This window comes from Isoptericola sp. NPDC060185, assembly GCF_042728595.1.
Classification (GTDB): domain Bacteria; phylum Actinomycetota; class Actinomycetes; order Actinomycetales; family Cellulomonadaceae; genus Isoptericola.
The window spans coordinates 65,481-84,629 of sequence record NZ_JBHWYY010000006.1; the positions used below are offsets into that span (position 1 = coordinate 65,481).

18 protein-coding genes are annotated in these 19,149 nt (G+C 74.9%); 9 read left to right on the forward strand and 9 right to left on the reverse strand.

Translation table 11 applies throughout. The features are described 5' to 3' along the window. Positions 1-4 precede the first annotated feature (4 nt). Positions 5-409: a VOC family protein gene (locus tag ACFWDO_RS04020; RefSeq protein WP_380315052.1), complete on the reverse strand. Its 405-nt coding sequence runs from the start codon at positions 407-409 to the stop codon at positions 5-7. 137 nt (positions 410-546) lie between these two features. On the opposite strand from ACFWDO_RS04020, the gene ACFWDO_RS04025 reads away from it, so the two are divergent. Genes ACFWDO_RS04025 through ACFWDO_RS04035 form a run of 3 tightly spaced genes read left to right on the forward strand, consistent with a single transcriptional unit; the run spans position 547 to position 2,802 of the window. Then, positions 547-1,533: a helix-turn-helix transcriptional regulator gene (locus tag ACFWDO_RS04025; protein ID WP_380315049.1), complete on the forward strand. Its 987-nt coding sequence runs from the start codon at positions 547-549 to the stop codon at positions 1,531-1,533. 19 nt (positions 1,534-1,552) lie between these two features. Continuing rightward, on the forward strand, positions 1,553-2,311 hold the full coding sequence (locus tag ACFWDO_RS04030) for an SDR family NAD(P)-dependent oxidoreductase (protein ID WP_380315046.1): 759 nt from the start codon (positions 1,553-1,555) through the stop codon (positions 2,309-2,311). Further along, complete coding sequence (locus ACFWDO_RS04035) at positions 2,308-2,802, forward strand: MarR family winged helix-turn-helix transcriptional regulator (protein WP_380315043.1); 495 nt, start codon at positions 2,308-2,310, stop codon at positions 2,800-2,802. Before ACFWDO_RS04030 ends, ACFWDO_RS04035 begins: the two co-directional genes overlap by 4 nt. A gap of 48 nt (positions 2,803-2,850) precedes the next feature. Here ACFWDO_RS04035 and ACFWDO_RS04040 read toward each other — a convergent pair whose 3' ends face one another. The 3 genes from ACFWDO_RS04040 to ACFWDO_RS04050 all read right to left on the reverse strand — a co-directional run bounded on the left by ACFWDO_RS04040 (position 2,851) and on the right by ACFWDO_RS04050 (position 5,495). Beyond that, positions 2,851-3,546, reverse strand: a complete 696-nt coding sequence (locus ACFWDO_RS04040) for a DUF4287 domain-containing protein (RefSeq protein WP_380315040.1) — start codon at positions 3,544-3,546, stop codon at positions 2,851-2,853. A gap of 219 nt (positions 3,547-3,765) precedes the next feature. Then, entirely contained in the window at positions 3,766-4,425 is a 660-nt protein-coding gene (locus tag ACFWDO_RS04045; protein WP_380315037.1) for an NADPH-dependent F420 reductase, read from the reverse strand. Then, positions 4,422-5,495, reverse strand: coding sequence for an LLM class flavin-dependent oxidoreductase (locus ACFWDO_RS04050; protein WP_380315033.1), 1,074 nt, complete (start codon positions 5,493-5,495; stop codon positions 4,422-4,424). Before ACFWDO_RS04050 ends, ACFWDO_RS04045 begins: the two co-directional genes overlap by 4 nt. Before the next feature lie 51 nt (positions 5,496-5,546). Here ACFWDO_RS04050 and ACFWDO_RS04055 point away from each other — a divergent pair, with 51 nt between their 5' ends. Next, the gene (locus tag ACFWDO_RS04055; protein WP_380315030.1) at positions 5,547-6,056 is read left to right on the forward strand and encodes a MarR family winged helix-turn-helix transcriptional regulator; all 510 of its coding nucleotides are present in this window, start codon (positions 5,547-5,549) and stop codon (positions 6,054-6,056) included. 37 nt (positions 6,057-6,093) lie between these two features. Next, complete coding sequence (locus ACFWDO_RS04060; protein WP_380315027.1) at positions 6,094-7,746, forward strand: DHA2 family efflux MFS transporter permease subunit; 1,653 nt, start codon at positions 6,094-6,096, stop codon at positions 7,744-7,746. 90 nt (positions 7,747-7,836) lie between these two features. Here ACFWDO_RS04060 and ACFWDO_RS04065 read toward each other — a convergent pair whose 3' ends face one another. Continuing rightward, positions 7,837-9,198, reverse strand: coding sequence for an MFS transporter (locus tag ACFWDO_RS04065; protein ID WP_380315024.1), 1,362 nt, complete (start codon positions 9,196-9,198; stop codon positions 7,837-7,839). Between the two features lie 239 nt (positions 9,199-9,437). On the opposite strand from ACFWDO_RS04065, the gene murA reads away from it, so the two are divergent. The 3 genes from murA to ACFWDO_RS04080 are packed head-to-tail and all read left to right on the forward strand — an operon-like array spanning position 9,438 to position 12,610. Beyond that, positions 9,438-10,754, forward strand: a complete 1,317-nt coding sequence (gene murA, locus ACFWDO_RS04070) for a UDP-N-acetylglucosamine 1-carboxyvinyltransferase (protein WP_380315021.1) — start codon at positions 9,438-9,440, stop codon at positions 10,752-10,754. A 42-nt stretch (positions 10,755-10,796) separates the two neighbouring features. Further along, complete coding sequence (locus ACFWDO_RS04075; RefSeq protein WP_380315018.1) at positions 10,797-11,555, forward strand: lysophospholipid acyltransferase family protein; 759 nt, start codon at positions 10,797-10,799, stop codon at positions 11,553-11,555. Next, positions 11,552-12,610, forward strand: a complete 1,059-nt coding sequence (locus ACFWDO_RS04080; RefSeq protein ID WP_380315015.1) for an NAD(P)H-dependent glycerol-3-phosphate dehydrogenase — start codon at positions 11,552-11,554, stop codon at positions 12,608-12,610. The genes ACFWDO_RS04075 and ACFWDO_RS04080 overlap by 4 nt, the downstream gene beginning before the upstream one ends. Before the next feature lie 33 nt (positions 12,611-12,643). Here ACFWDO_RS04080 and ACFWDO_RS04085 read toward each other — a convergent pair whose 3' ends face one another. The 3 genes from ACFWDO_RS04085 to ACFWDO_RS04095 are packed head-to-tail and all read right to left on the reverse strand — an operon-like array spanning position 12,644 to position 16,820. Continuing rightward, positions 12,644-13,789: a trans-sulfuration enzyme family protein gene (locus tag ACFWDO_RS04085; protein WP_380315012.1), complete on the reverse strand. Its 1,146-nt coding sequence runs from the start codon at positions 13,787-13,789 to the stop codon at positions 12,644-12,646. A 59-nt stretch (positions 13,790-13,848) separates the two neighbouring features. Beyond that, positions 13,849-15,417 carry a pyridoxal phosphate-dependent decarboxylase family protein gene (locus ACFWDO_RS04090; protein WP_380315009.1) on the reverse strand — a complete coding sequence of 523 codons (1,569 nt, stop codon included), beginning with the start codon at positions 15,415-15,417 and terminating at the stop codon, positions 13,849-13,851. Next, positions 15,414-16,820 (reverse strand): MFS transporter, encoded by a 1,407-nt coding sequence (locus ACFWDO_RS04095; RefSeq protein WP_380315006.1) that lies wholly within the window; start codon positions 16,818-16,820, stop codon positions 15,414-15,416. Before ACFWDO_RS04095 ends, ACFWDO_RS04090 begins: the two co-directional genes overlap by 4 nt. 60 nt (positions 16,821-16,880) lie before the next feature. On the opposite strand from ACFWDO_RS04095, the gene ACFWDO_RS04100 reads away from it, so the two are divergent. Continuing rightward, positions 16,881-17,840, forward strand: coding sequence for an aldo/keto reductase (locus ACFWDO_RS04100; RefSeq protein ID WP_380315003.1), 960 nt, complete (start codon positions 16,881-16,883; stop codon positions 17,838-17,840). 65 nt (positions 17,841-17,905) lie between these two features. Here ACFWDO_RS04100 and ACFWDO_RS04105 read toward each other — a convergent pair whose 3' ends face one another. Then, complete coding sequence (locus tag ACFWDO_RS04105) at positions 17,906-19,114, reverse strand: acyl-CoA dehydrogenase family protein (RefSeq protein ID WP_380315000.1); 1,209 nt, start codon at positions 19,112-19,114, stop codon at positions 17,906-17,908. Positions 19,115-19,149: the final 35 nt, after the last annotated feature.

Consider the following 19,149-nt stretch of genomic DNA (forward strand, 5'->3'; position numbering starts at 1 on the left):
CGGCTCAGCGGCTTGCGAGCACCTCGTCGTAGTGGGAGTTCTCCATCACGCCGAGCACGTTGCCGAACGGGTCGACGACGGCCGCGGTGACGAAGCCGGGGCCGCGCTCGACGACGTCCTGGTAGGGCGCGGCGCCCAGCTCCAGGAGCCGCGCGTGCGTGGCGCGCACGTCGTCGACCGCCCAGTAGGCGACGGCCCCGGCGGCGCCGTCGGGCTGCGGGGGAGCGAAGCGCCGGTCGACGATGCCGAGCTCGTGCTGGTAGTCGCCGATGCGGAACTCGGCGTAGGCGAGGCGGTCGCCGACCTCGCGGGCGAAGTACGCGTCGGCGCCGAGCACCTCGGCGTACCAGTCGCGGGCGGCGGCGACGTCGTCGGCGAGGTAGGTGATGGTCGTCAGTCCACGCAGCATGGGTGCTCCTCGGTCGATGGTGCTCGGGGTCGATCGTGCTCTCGGGGCGAGAGGTGCAGGTCCGGACGACCTGATGAGCACCACTGTTCCGCTCAAAGTGCTCATCTACTGATCACTTTCTGTGCCAGTCTCGGGTCATGCGCGCCGACCGGCTCATCCAGGTCCTGCTCCACCTCCAGTCGCGGCCGCGCGTGACGGCGGCGGAGCTCGCCGACGCCCTCGAGGTGTCGGTCGCGACGGCGCGTCGCGACCTCGAGGCGCTGTCGGCCGCGGGCGTGCCGGTCTACCCGCAGCCCGGCCGCGGCGGCGGCTGGTCGCTGCTGGGCGGCTCCCGCACCGACCTCACCGGTCTCACCGCGCTCGAGGCGCGCGCCCTGTTCCTGCTCGCCGGGCCGAGCACCCGCTCGTCCGACGACGCCCGGTCCGCGCTGCGCAAGCTCGTCCGCGCCCTGCCCGCCACGTTCCGCGCCGAGGCAGAGGCGGCCGCGGCGGCCGTCGTCGTCGACCGGGAGCGCTGGAGCGCCGCGGACCGCGCGACCCCGCCGGAGGTGGAGGCGCTGCAGCGAGCCGTCGTCGGGCGGCGGCGGGTGCGCCTCGACTACACGGGCGCGACCGGGCGCTCCTCGCGGCGCGTCGTCGACCCCTGGGGCCTCGTGGACAAGGACGGCGTCTGGTACCTCGTGGCGGGCACGGAGCGCGGGCCGCGCACGTACCGGGTGGACCGGGTCGGCGCGCTGGAGGTCACGGACGAGCCCGCCGCCGTCCCCGACGACCTCGACCTGCAGGCCGAGTGGCGGCGCGTGGTCGGTGAGGTGGAGCAGAAGCGCTCCGCCACCTGGGCCACCGTGCTCGTGGCGCCGGAGCACGTCGCCGTGCTCCGCGACCAGTTCGGGCGGCACACGCAGGTCGAGGACGCCGTCGGGGATGGCGCCGACGCCGACGGCGACGACGGCTGGGTCCGGGTCCGCGTGGCGGCGCCGACGCCGCTCGACGTCGCGCGGCACCTGGCGGGCTGGGGAGCCCAGGCCCGCGTGCTCGGCCCGCCGGAGGTCCGCGCGGAGCTGGCCCGGCTGGGGGCGGAGCTGGTCGCGCAGCATCCGGTGTTACTGTCGTCAGGACAGTAAAATTCTCAGGAGGTCACCTATGTCCACCACCGCACGCTTCACCGACAAGGTCGCGCTCGTGACCGCCTCGGGCGCGGGGATCGGGGCGGCGATCGCCGTCCGCCTCGCCGCCGAGGGGGCCGCCGTCGTCGTCTCCGACGTCGACGCGGACGCCGGGGCGCGGGTCGTCGAGCAGATCGCCGCGGCGGGCGGGCGGGCCGTGTTCCAGGCCGCCGACGTCAGCGACGCCGCCGCGGTCGAGGCGCTGGTCGCGACGGCCGTCGAGACCTTCGGCGGGCTCCACCTCGCGGTGAACAACGCGGGCGTCGGCACGCGGCCGACGCGCGTGCACGAGATGCCCGTCGAGGCGTGGGACCGCGCCGAGGACATCACCCTGCGGGGCACCTTCCTGTGCCTGCGGGCGGAGACCGCCCACATGGTCGCCCACGGCGGCGGGTCGATCGTCAACACCGCCTCGATCGCCGGGCTCAAGGCGTCGCCGGGCCTGTCGCCGTACTCTGCGGCCAAGGCGGGCGTCGTCTCGCTGACCCACGCCACGGCGCTGGAGTACGTCGGCGACGGCATCCGCGTCAACGCCGTCGCGCCCGGCGCGATCGAGACCGCCGCCCTCGCCTCGCTGCCCGCGGACGCGCGCGCCGGCTACGCCGCCGACGTGCCGATGGGGCGCCTCGGGCGCCCCGAGGAGATCGCCGCCGCCACCGCGTTCCTGCTGTCCGACGAGGCGGCCTTCGTCACGGGCGTCGTCCTGCCCGTCGACGGCGGCACGCGGATCGCGTGACGGGCGCAGGCCCCGCTCCCGTGGACGGGCCCGCCGGCGTCCCGGGCTATCGCTCGGACCTGCTCGACGCGCTGGTGCGCGTCATGGGGCTGTGGACGGGCGGGGACCTCATGGCGTCGATCGCGCGGCGTGCGGGGGTCGACCTCGACGCCCCCGCGATCGTCGTCATGACGGTGCTCTGGCGGCACGGGCCGCGGCGCCCCTCCGACGTCGCCGAGCACCTGTCGACCGGCGCCTCCAACGTCAGCAAGATCCTCGGCCGGCTGGAGAAGCGCGGGCTCGTGGAGCGCAGGGCCGACCCCGACGACGCCCGCGCCTCCCGCGTGCACCTGACGCCCGCGGGCGTCGACGTCGCCCGCCGGTTCGTCGAGGGCGGCGACCGCCTCGTGGACGAGCTCCTCGCCGGGTGGGACGTCGCCGACCGCCGGGCGCTCGCGGGCCTGCTGCGCAGGTTCGAGACCGCCACGGAGGACCACCTGCGCCGGGACTGAGGGCGGCCCGCGCCGGGCCCGGCCGTGCAGGCCGGACCCGGCGCCGGCTCAGCCGTCACCGGCTGCGGCCAGCGCATCCAGCCAGTCGGCCCAGTAGCCCTTCCACTGCTCGGCCTCGGCCGCCGTCGGGATCCGCTCGTGGGTGACGGTGAGGCGCAGCCGGGACCCGGCCGGGTCCAGCGAGAACATCGCGACGCCGTGCGCGCCGTCGTCGTCGGAGACGCCGAACCGGGGGCTCTTGACCCCGGGCCGCGACCTCGGCGTGAGCGTCAGGCCGGGAACGAGGTCGGCGCGGGCCGCCTCGTCGTCGAGCAGGGCGCGCACGAGGTCCGGGTCGAGGTCGGTCAGCCGCGACCGGCTCACGGAGAACGTGCCGTCGGGTCGCTGCCCGGGCACGCGCAGCCCGGTGATGCGCTCGTAGCCGACGGTGACGGACTGCGCCCACCACCCCGGCACGCCGTGCTGCTCGGCCACCCACGCGGCGATGGCGGTGTGGCCGGCCTCGCGACCGGGGCCCGCGTCGACGAGGTCGACCCACTCGTCCCAGCCGTGGCCGGTGTTCTCGCGGACGGCGTCGTCGGCGACGTCGGGCTGCGAGACCCAGCGGCGCGTGCCGGGCGCGGCTCCCGGCGGCGTGGCGGGCGCGGCCTGGGCGAGGAGGGCGCGGCGCGCGGCGCCGTACTTCTCGCCGGTGCGGGTCATGCGCGCGCGGACGCGGCGCTTGAACGATTCCTGCGTGGTCATGGGGACTCCTGCGTGCTCGCTCGGCGCGCCACCCGCGGCTCGCGCCCGCCGGCAGGCACCGGGAACACGGTGTCCTGACCCGCGTCGAGCACTCGAGGTCCCCTCTGCCCCACCGCTCGCGCGGTCCCGGCGGCGCGAGCGCCGGACCGGGGGTCGGGCGGGACGCGCCGCCCTGCCGTCCAGCGTAGGGGGCGCCGCCGACGGCCGCGAGGGCGGGCGTCAGCCCCGCGCCCCGACCAGCTCCCGCAGCTCGGCGCGGGCGACGTTGGCGCCGAACGCCGGGGTGCCCGGCTGCAGCCGCGCGCCGGCGGCCAGCGCGCCCGCGACCACGGGGTCGAAGCCGAGCCGGTCGACGAGGTCGGCCACCTGCCGCACGTCGTCGGGCTCGTCCCCGGCGACCGCGATCGCCCGCCGGTCCGGCGCACCGGCCGGCCGGGCCCCGCCGTCGAGGTCGTGGTAGCCCATGTGGTTGAACGCCTTGACGACGCGCGACGCCGGGAGGAAGTCCTGCACCAGCTCGCTCGTCGAGGTGGCGGGCTCGGCGAGGTCCGCCCGGTGCCCGTCCACCTCCCACCAGTAGTTCATGGCGTCGAGCACGAGCTTCCCGGCCAGCGCGTCCGCCGGGACCGTGCGGTAGCGGCCGAGCGGGAGCGCGAGGACGACGACGTCGGCCTTCGCCGCGGCCTCCTGGGCGGTGACGGCCTGCGCGCCGGGGGCGAGCACCTCGACCGTGAGCGCGATCCGCTCCGGGTCGCCCGAGCCCGCGACGAGCACGCGGTACCTGGCCGCCGCGGCCAGTCGCGCCAGGACCGTCCCGACCTTCCCGGCGCCGAGGATGCCGATCGTCGTGGCCTCGGGTGAGGACGACGGTGCGGTCACGCGGCACCGTCCTGTGCGGCGTCGTTCTGCGCGGCGGTCTGCTCGGCGACCAGCTCGCGCACGCGGGGCACCACCTGGGTGCCGTACAGCTCGACGTTGCGCAGTCTGGCCTCGGCGGGCTGGGCGCCGGTGGTGTAGATCATGTCGAACCGGCCCACCCCGAGGGCGGTGACCGACGTCGCGATCTTGCGCGCGACGGTCTCCGGCGACCCGATGTACAGGGAGCCGTGCGCGATCTCGGCGTCGTACTCCTCCCGCCGGATCGGCGGCCACCCGCGGGACGCCCCGATGCGGTCGCGCTGGAGCTTGTAGTGGGGCCAGAAGACCTCGACGGCCTCCTCGTCGGTGTCGGCGACGAACCCGGGCGAGTGCATGCCCACCGGGTGCGTCGTCGTGCCGAGCTGGGCGGTGGCGCGGCGGTAGAGATCCACGTACGGCGCGAACCGCGCGGGCTCCCCGCCGATGATCGCGAGCATGAGGGGCAGGCCGTAGTGCGCGGCGCGGACCACGGACTGCGGGGAGCCGCCCACGCCGACCCACGTCGACAGGCGGCCGGACTCCGTCTTGGGGAAGACGTCAGCGTCGCGCAGCGCCGGCCGGGTGGTGCCGGACCAGGTGACCGGCTCCTCCTTCAGCAACTCGGTGAAGAGGTGGATCTTCTCGTCGAACAGCAGGTCGTAGTCCTGGAGGTCGTAGCCGAACAGCGGGAACGACTCGGTGAACGAGCCGCGCCCCAGGATCACCTCGGCGCGCCCGTCCGACAGGGCGTCGAGGGTGGCGAAGCGCTGGAACACCCGCACGGGGTCGTCGGACGACAGCACGGTCACGCCCGACGCCAGCCGGATGCGCTCGGTGCGGGACGCGATCGCGGCGAGCACGGTCTCGGGGGTCGAGATGGCGTATTCGGGCCGGTGGTGCTCGCCGAGCGCGACGACGTCGACGCCCACCTGGTCGGCCAGGACGGCCTCGTCGACGACCTGCCGGATCGCGGCGGCGTGCGAGACGAGCTCCCCGTCGGCGCCGACGGGGCGGTCGCCGAACGAGTCGAGCCCGAGCTGGAGCGTGGTCATGGTGTCCTCCCCGTGACGGTGTCGGTCGCCGGGGGTAACGTCAGAGTTGACGTGTCAATTCCCGAAGGGCTGGAGGGCGGCATGACGCAGGGCCGGGACGGGGCGCGGCGCTCGCCGACCCTCGACCAGCTGCGCACCTGGCGCGAGTTCGTCGAGACGACCGAGGCGCTCCGCTCGCGCCTGTCGTCTCGCTTGCAGGCCGAGTCGGGGCTGTCGTGGGCCGACTACGCGGTGCTCCTCGCGCTGCACGATGCCGACGGGGGCTGCCTGCGGTCCTCGGCGCTCGCGACGGCGGTGGGCTGGGAGCGCAGCCGGCTCTCGCACCACGTGGGCCGCATGGAGCGCCGCGGGCTCGTCGCGCGGCGGGGGAGCAGGGCGGCGGGAGTGGCGCTCACCGACGAGGGCGCCGCGTCCTTCCGCCGGGCGTCGGTCGGGCACCTGCGGGACGTGCGGCGCCTGTTCGTCGACGCGCTGAGCGACGACCAGCTCGCCGCGGCGGGAGAGATCGCCGTCGCGCTGCGCGCGTCGCTCGAGGGGGCGCCGGGCACACCGCCCGCGTGACGAGGCGCGCGTCGGTGGGCCGTGCCACGCTCGTCGCATGTCCACCACGTCCGGGCGCGCCCCGGTGACCCCTCTCGTCGACCTGCACGGCCGGTCGGCCTGGAGCGTGCTCCCGCCGCTCATCCTCGGCTTCTTCATGATCATGGTCGACACCACGATCGTGAACATCGCCATCCCCACGCTCACCGAGCAGTTCTCCGCCTCCCTCATCGAGGTCGGCTGGGTGAACAGCGCCTACCTGCTCTCCTACGCCGTGCTGATGCTCCTGGCCGGCCGGCTCGGCGACCGGTACGGGCAGAAGTCGGTGTTCATCGTCGGGCTCGTGGTGTTCACGACGTTCTCGTTCCTCTGCGGCTTCTCCGGCAACATCGGATCCGAGCCCGAGATCGGCTGGCTCATCGGCTTCCGTGTCCTGCAGGGCGTGGGCGCGGCGATGATGACCCCGCAGACGATGTCGATGATCACGCGCGTCTTCCCGCCCACCCAGCGCGGCGCGGCGATGGGCCTGTGGGGCGCGACGGCGGGCGTGGCGACGCTGGTCGGCCCGCTGCTCGGCGGCGTCTTCGTCGAGACGATCGGCTGGGAGTGGATCTTCTACGTCAACATCCCGGTGGGTGTCGCCGCGCTCTGGTTCTCGTTCGCGCGGCTGCCGCACCTCCCGTCGCACGGGACGACGATCGACCCGCTCGGCGTGGTGCTGTCGGTGGTGGGCCTCGCGGCCGTCGTCTTCGGCCTGCAGGAGGGCGAGAACTACGACTGGGGCCACATCTGGGGGCCGTTCTCGGTGTGGACGGTCGTGGGGCTGGGCGTGCTCGTCCTTGCCGGGTTCGTCTGGTGGCAGCACAAGCAGGGGCCGCGCGCGCTGCTCCCGCTGCGGCTGTTCCGCTCGCGCAACTTCTCGCTCGCCAACGTCGACGGCATGGTCGTGACGTTCGCGATGATCGGCATCTTCTTCCCGCTGACGATCTTCCTGCAGTCCATCCTCGGCCTGACGCCCATCAACGCGGCGCTGGTGATGATGCCGGGCTCGCTCGTGTCCGGGGTGGTGGCGCCGTTCGCGGGTCGGCTGTCCGACCGGGTGCCGGCCAAGTGGGTGGTCGCCGCGGGCTTCGCCGCGATCGCGGGGGCGGTGCTCTGGCTCTCCGCCGTGCTCGACCCCGACCTGTCCCCGTACGCGCTGCTGTGGCCGATGGCGCTGTTCGGCGTCGGGACCGGCCTCACGTTCTCGCCCCTGTCCAACCTGGCCACGTCGGGGCTCGACGCCCGCACGGCCGGCGCCGGGGCGGGCGCGTTCAACACCAACCGCCAGGTGGGCGGCGTCATCGGGTCGGCCGTCGTGGTGGCGGTGCTCTCGGCCCGCCTTGCGATCACCGTCCCGGCCGCCGCGCAGGACGTCGCGGCCCAGCTGCCGGAGCAGTACCGGCAGCCGTTCGTCGACGGGATCACGCAGGCCAGCGGCGGCCTCGGCACGACGGCGGTCGGCTCGGTCCAGCTGCCCGACGGCGTCCCGTCCTCGGTCGCGGAGCAGGTCGGTGCGGCGGCCCAGCAGGCGTTCTTCGCGGGCTTCGCCACCGCCGCCGGCCAGACGCTGCTGCTGGTGGGCGCCGTCCTGGTGATCGGCGTCGTGTGCGCGGCGGCGATGTCGCCCGTGCAGCACCGCGAGCACGAGACGGCCGAGGCGACGGCCTGACGGACCGCCGGTTCGTCCGGTGCGACGACGGCGCCGCCCCTCCGCGGCGGAGGGACGGCGCCGTCGTCGTGCCGGGCGGCAGCGCCGTCGTCAGGCGGAGATGTCCCCGCTGAAGTCGACGTCCCTGGTCTCCTTCTGCAGCCACAGCGCCACGAAGGTGACCGCGGCCATCACGGCGAGGTAGGCGCCCACGAGGACCGGGGAGCCGGCCTTCTCCCAGAGCCACACCGCGACGAACGGCGCCACGGCGGCGCCGAGGATCGACGCGAGGTTGTACGCCACCGACGCGCCCGTGTAGCGGACGTTCGCCGGGAACAGCTCGGGCAGCAGCGCCGCCATCGGGCCGAAGGTCAGGCCCATGAGCGTGAAGCCGAGGATGAGGAGGGTCTGGACGCCCACGGTGCCGCCGGCGAACAGCGGCACGAAGAGCAGGCCGAAGACGGCGATCGCCCCGGTGACGACCAGCAGCATGGGCCGGCGGCCGTACTTCTCCGCGAGCGGGCCCGACGCGAGCGTGAACAGGCCGAAGAAGACGCAGCCCACGATGAGCATCCAGAGGAAGTCGATCTTCTCGTAGCCCAGGCCGGCGGGGGAGCCGTCCGTGGGGTCCGTCGCGGCGATGCCGTAGTTCAGCGTGAACGTGGTCATCAGGTAGAAGAGCCCGTACGTGGCGACCATGATGAACGTGCCGGAGAGGACCTTGCGCCACGACGTGCGGAACACCTCGGCCACCGGCACCTTCGCGACGGCCTCCGCCTCGACGACCTTGGTGAAGGCGGGCGTCTCGATGAGCTTGAGCCGCACCCACAGGCCCACGATCACGAGGATCGAGCTGGCGAGGAACGGCACGCGCCAGCCCCACGACGTGAACTGCGCGTCGGTGAGGGTCTGCGAGAGGCCGATGAACACCAGGTTGGCGAGGATGAAGCCGATCGGGGCGCCCAGCTGCGGGAACGTGCCCCACACGGCGCGCTTGCCGGCCGGCGCGTTCTCCGTGGCCAGCAGGGCGGCGCCGCCCCACTCGCCGCCCAGACCGAGGCCCTGGCAGAAGCGGCACAGCACCAGCACGACGGGCGCGAGCACGGCCCAGCCCGGGTTGGTGGCGGCGGGGATGACGCCGATCACCACGGTCGCGATGCCCATGGTGAGCAGGGACGCCACGAGCGTCGTCTTGCGGCCCACCCGGTCGCCGAAGTGGCCGAAGAGGACGGACCCGACCGGCCGCGCGACGAACGCGACGCCGAACGCGGCGAACGACGCGAGCAGGGCCGTGGTGCCGTCCTGGTTCGGGAAGAACAGGGCCGGGAAGACGAGCGAGGCCGCGGTCGCGTACGCGTAGAAGTCGTAGAACTCGATGGACGTGCCGATGAGCGACGCGACGATGACGCGGCCGCGCGAGTTGACGGCCGGCGTCGGCGTGCTGGGGGCGCCCGACGTGACGGAGGTGGACATGGTCGGGGACGGTACGCCCGTGAGTCCGCATCATGAACACTTGTCTCGGGATACGGAATCGGCGGCCCTGCGAGGGGGTGCCCGGCGCGTGAAGGTGTGGTGAACGTGAGGATGGCTCTCCGGGCGCGTGTTGGCACCGCCGGGCCGGGCGGGGCAGGATCGACGGCGCGCTGGGACGACGGCAACCGACGACGCCCCGGGCACCACTGCACTCGTAACGACGGGACGAACACGACGACATGAACGATCTGCTGCACGTGAACGGCGGGACCCCGCTCGAGGGCACCATCACGGTGCGTGGGGCGAAGAACTTCGTCTCCAAGGCGATGGTCGCGTCCCTGCTGGGAGAGTCGGCGAGCGTGCTGCGGAACGTCCCGCAGATCCGCGACGTCGCGGTGGTCACGGGCCTGCTCGAGCTGCACGGCGTCAACGTCAAGGCGGACCCCGACGCGGGCATCCTCGACCTCGACCCGTCGAACGTGGAGTCCGCGCACGTGGCGGACATCGACGCCCACGCGGGCTCGTCCCGGATCCCGATCCTGTTCTGCGGCCCGCTGCTGCACCGGCTCGGCGAGGCGTTCATCCCCGACCTGGGCGGCTGCCGGATCGGCGACCGGCCGATCAACTACCACCTGGACATCCTGCGGCAGTTCGGCGCCGTCGTGGACAAGATGCCGAACGGCATCCAGCTCCGCGCCCCCCGCCGCCTGCAGGGCACCAAGATCTCGCTGCCGTACCCGTCCGTCGGCGCCACCGAGCAGCTCCTGCTCACGGCCGTGCGCGCGGAGGGCATCACCGAGCTCACCGGCGCGGCCATCGAGCCCGAGATCATGGACCTCATCGCCGTCCTGCAGAAGATGGGCGCGATCATCTCCGTCGACACCGACCGGGTGATCCGGATCGAGGGCGTGGACCGCCTCGAGGGCTACTCGCACACTGCGCTGAGCGACCGGATCGAGACGGCGTCCTGGGCGTCCGCGGCGCTGGCCACGGGCGGCGACGTGACGATCAAGGGCGCGACGCAGCCCGAGATGATGACGTTCCTCAACACGTTCCGGAAGGTGGGCGGCCGGTTCGACGTGGCCGAGGACGGCATCCGGTTCTGGCACCCGGGCGGGGACCTGGACTCCATCGTCCTGGAGACCGACGTGCACCCCGGCTTCATGACGGACTGGCAGCAGCCGCTCGTCGTCGCGCTGACCCAGGCGAAGGGCCTGTCGATCGTGCACGAGACGGTGTACGAGAACCGGTTCGGCTTCGCCGACGCGCTGCGCAAGATGGGCGCCACCATCCAGGTCTACAAGGAGTGCCTGGGCGGGCGGGACTGCCGGTTCGGGCAGCGCAACTTCCGGCACTCGGCCGTCATCTCCGGCCCGACGCCGCTGAGCGCGGCCGACATCGAGGTCCCCGACCTGCGCGGCGGGTTCTCCCACCTCATCGCGGCCCTGACCGCCAACGGCTCCTCGACCGTGCGTGGCATCAGCCTCATCGACCGCGGGTACGAGAACTTCCAGGAGAAGCTGGTCTCGCTCGGCGCCGACGTCACGCGGGGCTGACCTGACACGGCCGGCCGGCACGGGCGGGTAGGCTCTGAGCCCGTGCCGATCGCCCGACCTGACTCCCGTGGTTACCGCGCCGTCGCGCGGATCGTGCGGCCCCTGCTGTCCTCGATGATCCGCTACGACTGGGACGGCGGCGAGGAGAACCTGCCCCGCGAGGGCGGCTTCATCGCCGCGGCCAACCACGTCACGGAGTTCGACGCCCTCACGCTGGCGCACTACCTCTTCGACAAGGGGTTCGAGCCGCGGATCCTGGCCAAGCGCGGGTTGTTCACCGCGCCGCTGGTCGGCTCCGTGCTCCGCGCCACGCGGATGATCCCCGTCGACCGGGGCACGTCCGCGGCGGCGAGGTCGCTCGAGGACGCGGGCGCGCAGCTCGGGCACGGCGCGTGCGTCGCCATCCTGCCGGAGGGCACCCTCACCCGGGACCCGGACCTGTGGCCCATGGAGGGCAAGACCGGGCTCGCCCGGCTGGCGCTCGTGAGCCGCCTGCCGGTGATCCCCGTCGCCCAGTGGGGCGCGCACAAGACCCTGCCGCGGTACGGGCGGCTGCTGCGGCCGTGGCCGCGCAAGCCCGTGACGATCGTCGCCGGGCCGCCCGTGGACCTGTCCGACCTCTACGACCGTCCGCTCGACACGCTGGTGCTGCGCGAGGCCACCAACCGCGTCATGGACGCGATCACGGCGCAGCTCGCGGTGATCCGCGGCGAGACGCCGCCGGCCGCCCGCTTCGACCTGCGCAAGCACCCCGAGTACGAGAAGAAGCAGACCCACTACCCGCCCGTGGAGCGCCCTTGAGCAACGACCTGACCACCGAGCTGCCCATCGTCCCCCGAGCGGCGGCCCCGCGTCGGCGCGTCGCCGTGCTCGGCTCCGGATCGTGGGGCACGACGTTCGCGAAGGTGCTCGCCGACGCCGGGTGCGACGTCCGGCTGTGGGGGCGGGACGCCGCCGTGGCCCAGGAGGTCACGACGGCGCGGCGCAACGAGAAGTACCTGCCCGGCATCGAGCTGCCGGCGATGCTCGGCACCACCGACGCGGCCGTCGCGCTGGACGGGGCGGAGATCGTCGTGGTCGCCGTGCCGTCGCAGGTCGCGCGCGCCACGCTCGGCGCGCTCCGGGACCTCGTGGAGCCCGACGCCGTGATCGTCTCCCTCATGAAGGGCGTCGAGCTGAGCACCGACCAGCGCATGAGCGAGGTGATCGCCGAGTCGCTCGGCGTCCCGACGGCGCGCGTCACGGTCGTGTCCGGCCCGAACCTGGCCCGCGAGATCGCGGCGGAGCAGCCCACCGCGACGGTGGTCGCGGGCACCGACGAGGCGGCGACCCGCCTGGTGGCCGAGGCGTGCACCACGCCCTACTTCCGCCCCTACCTCAACAGCGACGTCACGGGCGTCGAGCTGTGCGGCGCCGTGAAGAACGTCATCGCGCTGGCCGTGGGCATGGCCCAGGGCCGCGGCTTCGGCGACAACACGACGGCGACGGTCATCACCCGGGGCCTGGTCGAGATCACGCGGCTCGGGCTCGCGCTCGGGGCCGACGCGGCGACGTTCGCGGGGCTCGCCGGCATGGGCGACCTCGTCGCCACCTGCGCCTCGCCGCTGTCGCGCAACCACACGGTGGGCCGCCGCATCGGCGAGGGCTGCACGCTCGAGGAGGCGGTCGCGGCCACGGGGACGACGGCGGAGGGCGCCAAGTCGTGCCGGTCCGTGCTCGACCTCGCGAGCAAGCACGGCGTCGACATGCCGATCACCGCCGGCGTCGTGGCGGTCCTGTACGACGGGCTGCCGGTGGAGGACATGGCCCGCGGCCTGCTCGCCCGGCCGCAGAAGTCCGAGGGCGTCGGCGCCTGACCCGCGCGGGCCCGGCGCCCGGCCAGGCCCCGCTCAGGCGCCGGCCGCGCGCAGGGCCTGGTCCAGGTCGGCCCAGAGGTCCTCGACGTCCTCGACGCCGACCGAGAGCCGCAGCAGGTCCTCGGGCACGGTGCGCGACTCGGTGGCGAAGCGGCGGCGCCGCTCCAGCGTGGACTCCACTCCGCCGAGCGAGGTGGCCGGGACCCAGAGCCGGACCGCCGCGACGACGGCGTCCGCCGCGGCGGGGCCGCCGTGGGGCCGCAGGCCGAGCACAGCGCCGAACCCGTTCATGAGGCCGGCGGCGCGCTCGTGCCCGGGGTCGCCGGGCAGCGAGGGGTGCCGCACCTCGGCGACGCCCGGGTGCTCGGCGAGGCGCCGGGCCAGCTCGGCGGCGCTGGCGTTCGCGCGCTCCACCCGCAGGTGCAGGGTGCGCAGGCCGCGCAGCGCGAGCCAGACCTCCATCGGCCCCGGGATCGCGCCGTGCATCGTCCGGTAGGCGCGCACGCCCGCCGCGATCTCGTCGTCGCGCGTCACGACCGCGCCGAGCACCACGTCCGAGTGCCCGGCCAGGTACTTGGTCACCGAGTGCACGACGACGTCCGCGCCGAGGTCCAGCGGGCGCTGGCCGAGCGGCGTCGCGAACGTGTTGTCCACGACCGAGCGCACCCCGCGCTCGCGCGCCGCCGCCAGGATCGCGGGCAGGTCCGCGACCTCGAGCATGGGGTTGGTGGGCGACTCGGCCAGCAGCACCGCGGCGCCGTCCAGGGCCGCGACCACCTGGTCCGTGTCCGCGACGTCCACGCGCCGCACCTCGACGCCGCGCGTGGCGGCGAGGTCGTCCAGGTAGCCGAGCGACACCTGGTAGGCGTGCCGCGGGACGACGACGGCTCCGCCCTCGGGCACGTGCCCGACCGCCGCGATCACGGCCGCCATGCCGGAGCCGAAGACGACGCCGTGGGTCGCGCCCTCCAGCGCCGCCAGGGCCTCCTCGAACGGGTGCCACGTCTCGGTGTCCATCCGGGTGTACAGCAGCTCGCCCGGGGCGGAGACGCCCTGGTTCACGTACGTGGAGCTCAGCACGACCGGCGGGTTCACCGGGCCGCCCTGCGTGCGCGGCGGACGCCCCGCGGTGACGGCGAGCGTGGCGGGGGACAGGGAGCCCTGGGGGTCGTGCGTCATGGCCGCAGGGTACGACGCCGACCCGCGCCGCCGTCGCCCCGTCCCACTGACAACTCGTGTCAGGCGGCGGGGCGCGGCTCCACGAGGCGGGCCAGCAGCTCGACGAGCAGCCGCTCGACGAGTGGTGCGGGCAGCGCTTCGACGAGCGCGAGCAGCGGCGCCATCGGCCCGACGCCGGGCGCCGCGTCGGGGTCGCCGCCGACGGCGCCCAGCCCGACGGCGTCGAGCAGCGCGGCGGCCGTCGCGGAGTCGAGGGGCGCGGCGGGGGCGTCGCCGGGCAGGAGGGCGGGCGGCAGCGCACCGAGCAGCGCGCCGGCGTCGGGCCGGGGGACGCCGCGGACCTCGTCGGCGGCGGCGCGCAGCACGGGCACCAGGTCGCCGAGCACGCCCTCGGTGACGGGGGTGACGGTGAGATGGGTGGTGTGCGGCAGGCGGGTGCCGTCGGCCTGGTCCATGCCGGGCTGGGCCTGGAGCGTCCAGCCGCGGGCGCCGACGGCGTCCGCCCAGACGTGCGGGTCGACGCGGCGGTCCGCGGGGACGGCGTCGTCGGCGGCGACGGCGAGCAGCGGCCCGACGGGGGAACCGACGACGCGCAGCCCGTCGATCTCGCCCACGGCGTCGTGCAGGGCGAGCGTGGCGCGCCGGGCGCGGCCGGCGAGCGTCGCGAGCCCGTCCGTCCCCAGGGCCTGAAGGATCGCCCAGGCGGCAGCCAGCGGGCCGCCGGACCGGGAGCCGAGCAGCGTCGGGTTGACCACGGGGTAGCCGGGCCAGCGGGTGGTGGCGAAGTACTGCGCGCGCTGCCGGTCGCGGTCGCGGTGCAGCAGCACGGAGGCGCCCTTCGGCGCGAAGGCGTACTTGTGCAGGTCGGCGCTCAGGCTGGTCACGCCCGGCACGCGCAGGTCCCACGCGGGCAGGCCGGGCCAGAACGGCAGCGCGAAGCCGCCGATGCACGCGTCGACGTGCACCGGCACCCCGGCGGCCGAGGCGAGGGCGGCGACGTCGGCCACCGGGTCGGCCGCGGCGTGCGGGTACGACGGCGCGGAGACGACCACGAGGGCGACGCCGTCGGCCCCGCCGGTGCCGTCGTGCAGGCGGGCGCCCAGCGCGGCCGCCTCGACCGCCCCGGTGCCGGGCTCGTCCGCGACGACGGGCACGAGGTCGAGCTCCAGCCCGTACAGGTGGGCGGCCTTCTGGAACGCGGCGTGCACCGTCACCGGGGCGAGCAGGCGCGGCCGGGCCTCGCCGGGCCGCAGCCCCCGGGCCGCGAGCCAGGTGTCGCGCGCCGACTGGACGGCGAGCAGGCAGCTCTCCGTGCCGCCGCTGGTCACCGTGCCTACGGTGTCGGCGTCGCCGCCCAGCAGGTCCCGCGCGAAGCCGACGACATCCCGCTCGAGCGCGGCCACGGAGCCGAACGTCGTCGGGTCGAGGCCGTTGACCGGCTGCATGGCGCGGACGGCGCCGGCGGCGAGCTCGTCGAGCTCCGGCACGCCCGGGTCGTAGACGTAGCTGAGCACCCGCCCGCCGTGGGTGGGGGCGTCCCGGTGCCGCAGCGCGGCCAGGGCGGCGAGCACCGCCTCCGGGGACTGCTCCAGGTCGAGGGCGGCGTCGGGCCGGGCGGGGCGGTTCACGGGGTCTCCTGGTGATCGGGGGTGCCGGGGGTGCCGGGGGTGCCGAGGTGGTCGGCGGGGCGGGCGGCGTCGATGTCACGGCGGCGCAGCGGGTAGCGGGCGAGCGGGAGCAGGCTGAGGGCCACGAGCGCCGCGGGCAGCACGCTGAACGCCGCGACGATGCCGAGGACGGCGGCGCCGGGCTGGTCGACCGACTGGCCGCCGGTCGACTCGACGTAGCCGGTGACGGCGAGGACGACGGTCAGCAGGGTGGTGCCGAGCGCCATGCCCGTGGTCTCGCCCGCCGTCCAGACGCCGCCGAACGCGCCGGCGCGGTCGGCGCCGGTGGTGCGGGCGTCGTGCGCGATGACGTCGGGCAGCATCGCCATCGGCAGGGACTGCATGCCTGCGTACGCGGCGCCGGCGAGCGCCACCGGCGCGTACACCCAGGCGCCGGGCGCCCAGGCCAGCGGCAGCAGGGCGAGCGCCGCGACGGCGAACAGCCCGGACGCGAGCCGGAACGTGCGCTCCTTGCCGACCCGGCGGGCGAGCGCGCCCCACGCCGGCGTCACGACCAGCGCCGGCCCGACCAGGGCCACGAACAGGAAGGTCACCGCGGCGGTGTCGCGCAGCACCCAGGTGGCGACGTACTGGGCGCCCGCGAGCATCGCGCCGGTGGCGAGCGCCTGCAGCACGAACGTGCCGAGCAGCGTGCGGAACGGGCGGCTGGCGCGCAGCAGCCCGAGCCCCTCGCGGTAGTGGGCGGCGAGCCGGGTACGGGCCGGGACCGGGCGCAGCGGCGCGGGCGGGCCGGCGGACTTCTCGACGGTCGAGGAGACGAGCAGCGCCGCGCCGAGCACCAGCCCGGCCGCCACGGCCATGACCAGGTAGCCGAGCCGCTCGTCGTCGCCCCCGAGGCCGCGCAGCGCGGGGCCGCCACCGCCGAACAGCAGGATGGCGGCGGTGAGCACCACGACCCGCGCGGTGAGCAGGCGGGTGCGGGCGTCGTAGGTGTCCGCGAGCTCCGCCGGCAGGGCGATGTACGGCACCTGGAACAGGCTGAAGGCCGTCGCCGCCGCGAGGAACGCGAGCAGCACCCAGACCGCGCCCGCCGCCGGGGCGAGGCCGGCCGGGACGGCGAAGGTGAGCACGAAGAACACGGGCAGGGCGACGCCGCCGGCCACCATGAGCCGGCGACGGCGACCGGTGCGGGCGCGCTCCCGGTCGCTGGCCGCGCCGATCACAGGGTCGATGATCACGTCCCACACCTTGGCCGCGGTGACGAGCAGGCCCGCGAGGGCGGCCGTCACGCCGAGGGTGTCCGTGAGGTAGAAGACGAGGACGAGCCCGGGCAGCGTCGCGAACCCGCCGGTGCCGACGGACCCGACGGCATACCGGGCGACCGTGCCCCTGCGCAGCGTCATGAGCGGGGATCGTAGCGCTCCCGCGGGAATGATCCGGACGCCGTCGGGCTTGTGCGACCTGTGACCCAGACGACTCACTCCGCCCCGGCCGGCCGCGCGCTCGGCTCCCTCGATCTCGACGCGGCGCCCCTGGTGCTCGGCGGCAACGTGTTCGGCTGGACGGCCGACGACGCGGCGTCCTTCGCCGTGCTCGACGCGTTCGCCGACGCCGGCGGCCGCATGGTCGACACCGCGGACGGCTACTCGGCGTGGGTGCCGGGCAACTCGGGTGGCGAGAGCGAGGCGACGATCGGGCGCTGGCTCGCCCGCGCCGGTCGCCGCGACGACGTGCTGGTCGCGACCAAGGTCTCCACGCACCCGCAGTTCCGCGGGCTGGCCGCGACGAACGTCCGGGCCGCGGCGGAGGCGTCGCTGAAGCGGCTCGGCACCGACCGCATCGACCTGTACTACGCGCACTTCGACGACGCCGAGACGCCGATCGCCGAGACCGCCGCCGCGTTCTCCGCGCTCGTCGACGACGGCCTCGTGCGGGAGATCGGCGTCTCCAACTACACGCCGGAGCGGGTCGACGAGTGGTTCGCCGCCGTCGAGGAGGGCGGCCTGCACCGGCCCGTCGCGCTGCAGCCGCACTACAACCTCGTGGAGCGGGGCTTCGAGGACGGGCTGCGCCAGGCCGCGGAGCGGCACGGCCTGGGCGTGCTGCCGTATTACGCACTCGCGTCGGGGTTCCTCGCCGGCACGTACCGCGACGGCGAGACGCCGGACAGCCCCCGCGCCCAGGGCGCCGCGCGCTACCTCGACGACCGCGGTCGCCGCGTGCTGGCCGCCCTCGACGACGTCGCCGCCGCCCACGGCGTGCCCGTCGCCTCCGTGTCGCTGGCGTGGCTGCGCCAGCAGCCCACCGTCGTCGCGCCCATCGCCAGCGCTCGCCGCACCGGTCAGCTCGACGACCTGCTGCGCTCGATGACGCTGGAGCTCACCGCGGACGAGCTCGCCCGGCTCGACGGCGCCTCGTCCTGACCCCGGAGCTGTCAGGGCCACGGTGACGTATACCTGCGTGTGGCCCTGACAGCTCGGGAGGCGGGTCAGTCCTCCAGCGGCCCGAGGATCGCCTGCGCGACGGTGGAGTGCGCGGACTCGTCGTCGGACGGGTGGAAGATGCCGGCCAGCACGTCGCGGTAGAGGCGCCCCAACTCGGAGCGGTTGAAGTACGTGGACCCGCCGGAGCAGCGGATGGCCTCGTCCACGACCTCGCGGGCCGTCTCGGTGACGCGCACCTTGAGCCCCGCCGTCGAGCGGAAGAACCCGGCGCCTGATCCGGACCGCACGTCGACCTGGGCGTCGACCTCCCCGGCCACCATGTCCAGCTGCGGCCACAGGCCGTCCAGGGCGAGCGCGGCGGTGCCGATGCGCCAGCGGATGTCGGGGTCCTGCGAGTACGCCTTGCCCGTCTTCATCGACCGGCGCTTGTTCACCGCCTGGACGGCGAGCGCCAGCGCGCGGTCCGCGATGCCGAGGTAAACGGACGCGAGCAGGATCTCGAAGCTGGTGAAGATGCCGAGCACGTACGGGTCCAGGCTCGGGCCGGGCGCGATGCGCCGCAGCACGCGGTCGGCGGGGGCGTGGGCGCCGTCCAGCACGGTGGTGCAGGACTGCGACGCGCGCATGCCGAGCGTGTCCCAGTCGTCCTTGATCTCGAAGCCGCCGCCGTCGCGGGTGACGAAGGCGTGCACGATGCGTGGGTCGTCGGGGTCGGTCGTGTCGTCCAGCCCCATGACGCCGAGGCGGGTCCAGCCGGGGGAGTTGGACGTGAAGATCTTGGTGCCGTGGAAGGAGTACCCGCCGTCGCCGTCGGGGCGCGCCTCGGTGCGCGAGCCCAGCAGCACGAGGTCGTTGCCCGCCTCGGAGTAGCCGAAGCCGAAGACCTCGCCGCGCGCCGTCTCCTCGAGCAGCCAGTCGAGGGAGCGGTCGCCGCGCTCGTGCAGGAACCGGGCGACGCCCACCCACACGTGGTGCATGTTCACCGCGAGCGCGGTCGCGGGCGCGGCGCCCGCGAGCCGGGCCTGCTCGCGCGCGGCCTCCCGCAGCGTGAGCCCGGCGCCGCCGAGGTGCTCGGGCACCATCGCCGCGAGGTAGCCCGCGGCCTTGAGGTCCGCGAGGTCGTCGGCGAAGAACGTGTTCTCGCGGTCGTGCGTCGCCGCCCGGCCGCGGATGGTCTCCAGCAGCTCGTCGGTGAGGATCTGTCGGGGGGTCGAGAACGGCGACGGCGCGTCGGACGGTGAGGGCGCAGGCATGCCCTCACCGTACGACGCGCCGTCACCCGGCTGCG

What these genes read in the sequence shown, in the direction of transcription:
- murA (WP_380315021.1), top strand. Translation starts at nt 9,438, where the DNA reads ATGAACGATCTGCTGCACGTGAACGGCGGGACCCCGCTCGAGGGCACC.
- ACFWDO_RS04105 (WP_380315000.1), bottom strand. Translation starts at nt 19,114, where the DNA reads ATGCCTGCGCCCTCACCGTCCGACGCGCCGTCGCCGTTCTCGACCCCC.
- ACFWDO_RS04095 (WP_380315006.1), bottom strand. Translation starts at nt 16,820, where the DNA reads ATGACGCTGCGCAGGGGCACGGTCGCCCGGTATGCCGTCGGGTCCGTC.
- ACFWDO_RS04060 (WP_380315027.1), top strand. Translation starts at nt 6,094, where the DNA reads ATGTCCACCACGTCCGGGCGCGCCCCGGTGACCCCTCTCGTCGACCTG.
- ACFWDO_RS04030 (WP_380315046.1), top strand. Translation starts at nt 1,553, where the DNA reads ATGTCCACCACCGCACGCTTCACCGACAAGGTCGCGCTCGTGACCGCC.
- ACFWDO_RS04040 (WP_380315040.1), bottom strand. Translation starts at nt 3,546, where the DNA reads ATGACCACGCAGGAATCGTTCAAGCGCCGCGTCCGCGCGCGCATGACC.
- ACFWDO_RS04020 (WP_380315052.1), bottom strand. Translation starts at nt 409, where the DNA reads ATGCTGCGTGGACTGACGACCATCACCTACCTCGCCGACGACGTCGCC.
- ACFWDO_RS04050 (WP_380315033.1), bottom strand. Translation starts at nt 5,495, where the DNA reads ATGACCACGCTCCAGCTCGGGCTCGACTCGTTCGGCGACCGCCCCGTC.
- ACFWDO_RS04085 (WP_380315012.1), bottom strand. Translation starts at nt 13,789, where the DNA reads ATGACGCACGACCCCCAGGGCTCCCTGTCCCCCGCCACGCTCGCCGTC.
- ACFWDO_RS04025 (WP_380315049.1), top strand. Translation starts at nt 547, where the DNA reads ATGCGCGCCGACCGGCTCATCCAGGTCCTGCTCCACCTCCAGTCGCGG.
- ACFWDO_RS04065 (WP_380315024.1), bottom strand. Translation starts at nt 9,198, where the DNA reads ATGTCCACCTCCGTCACGTCGGGCGCCCCCAGCACGCCGACGCCGGCC.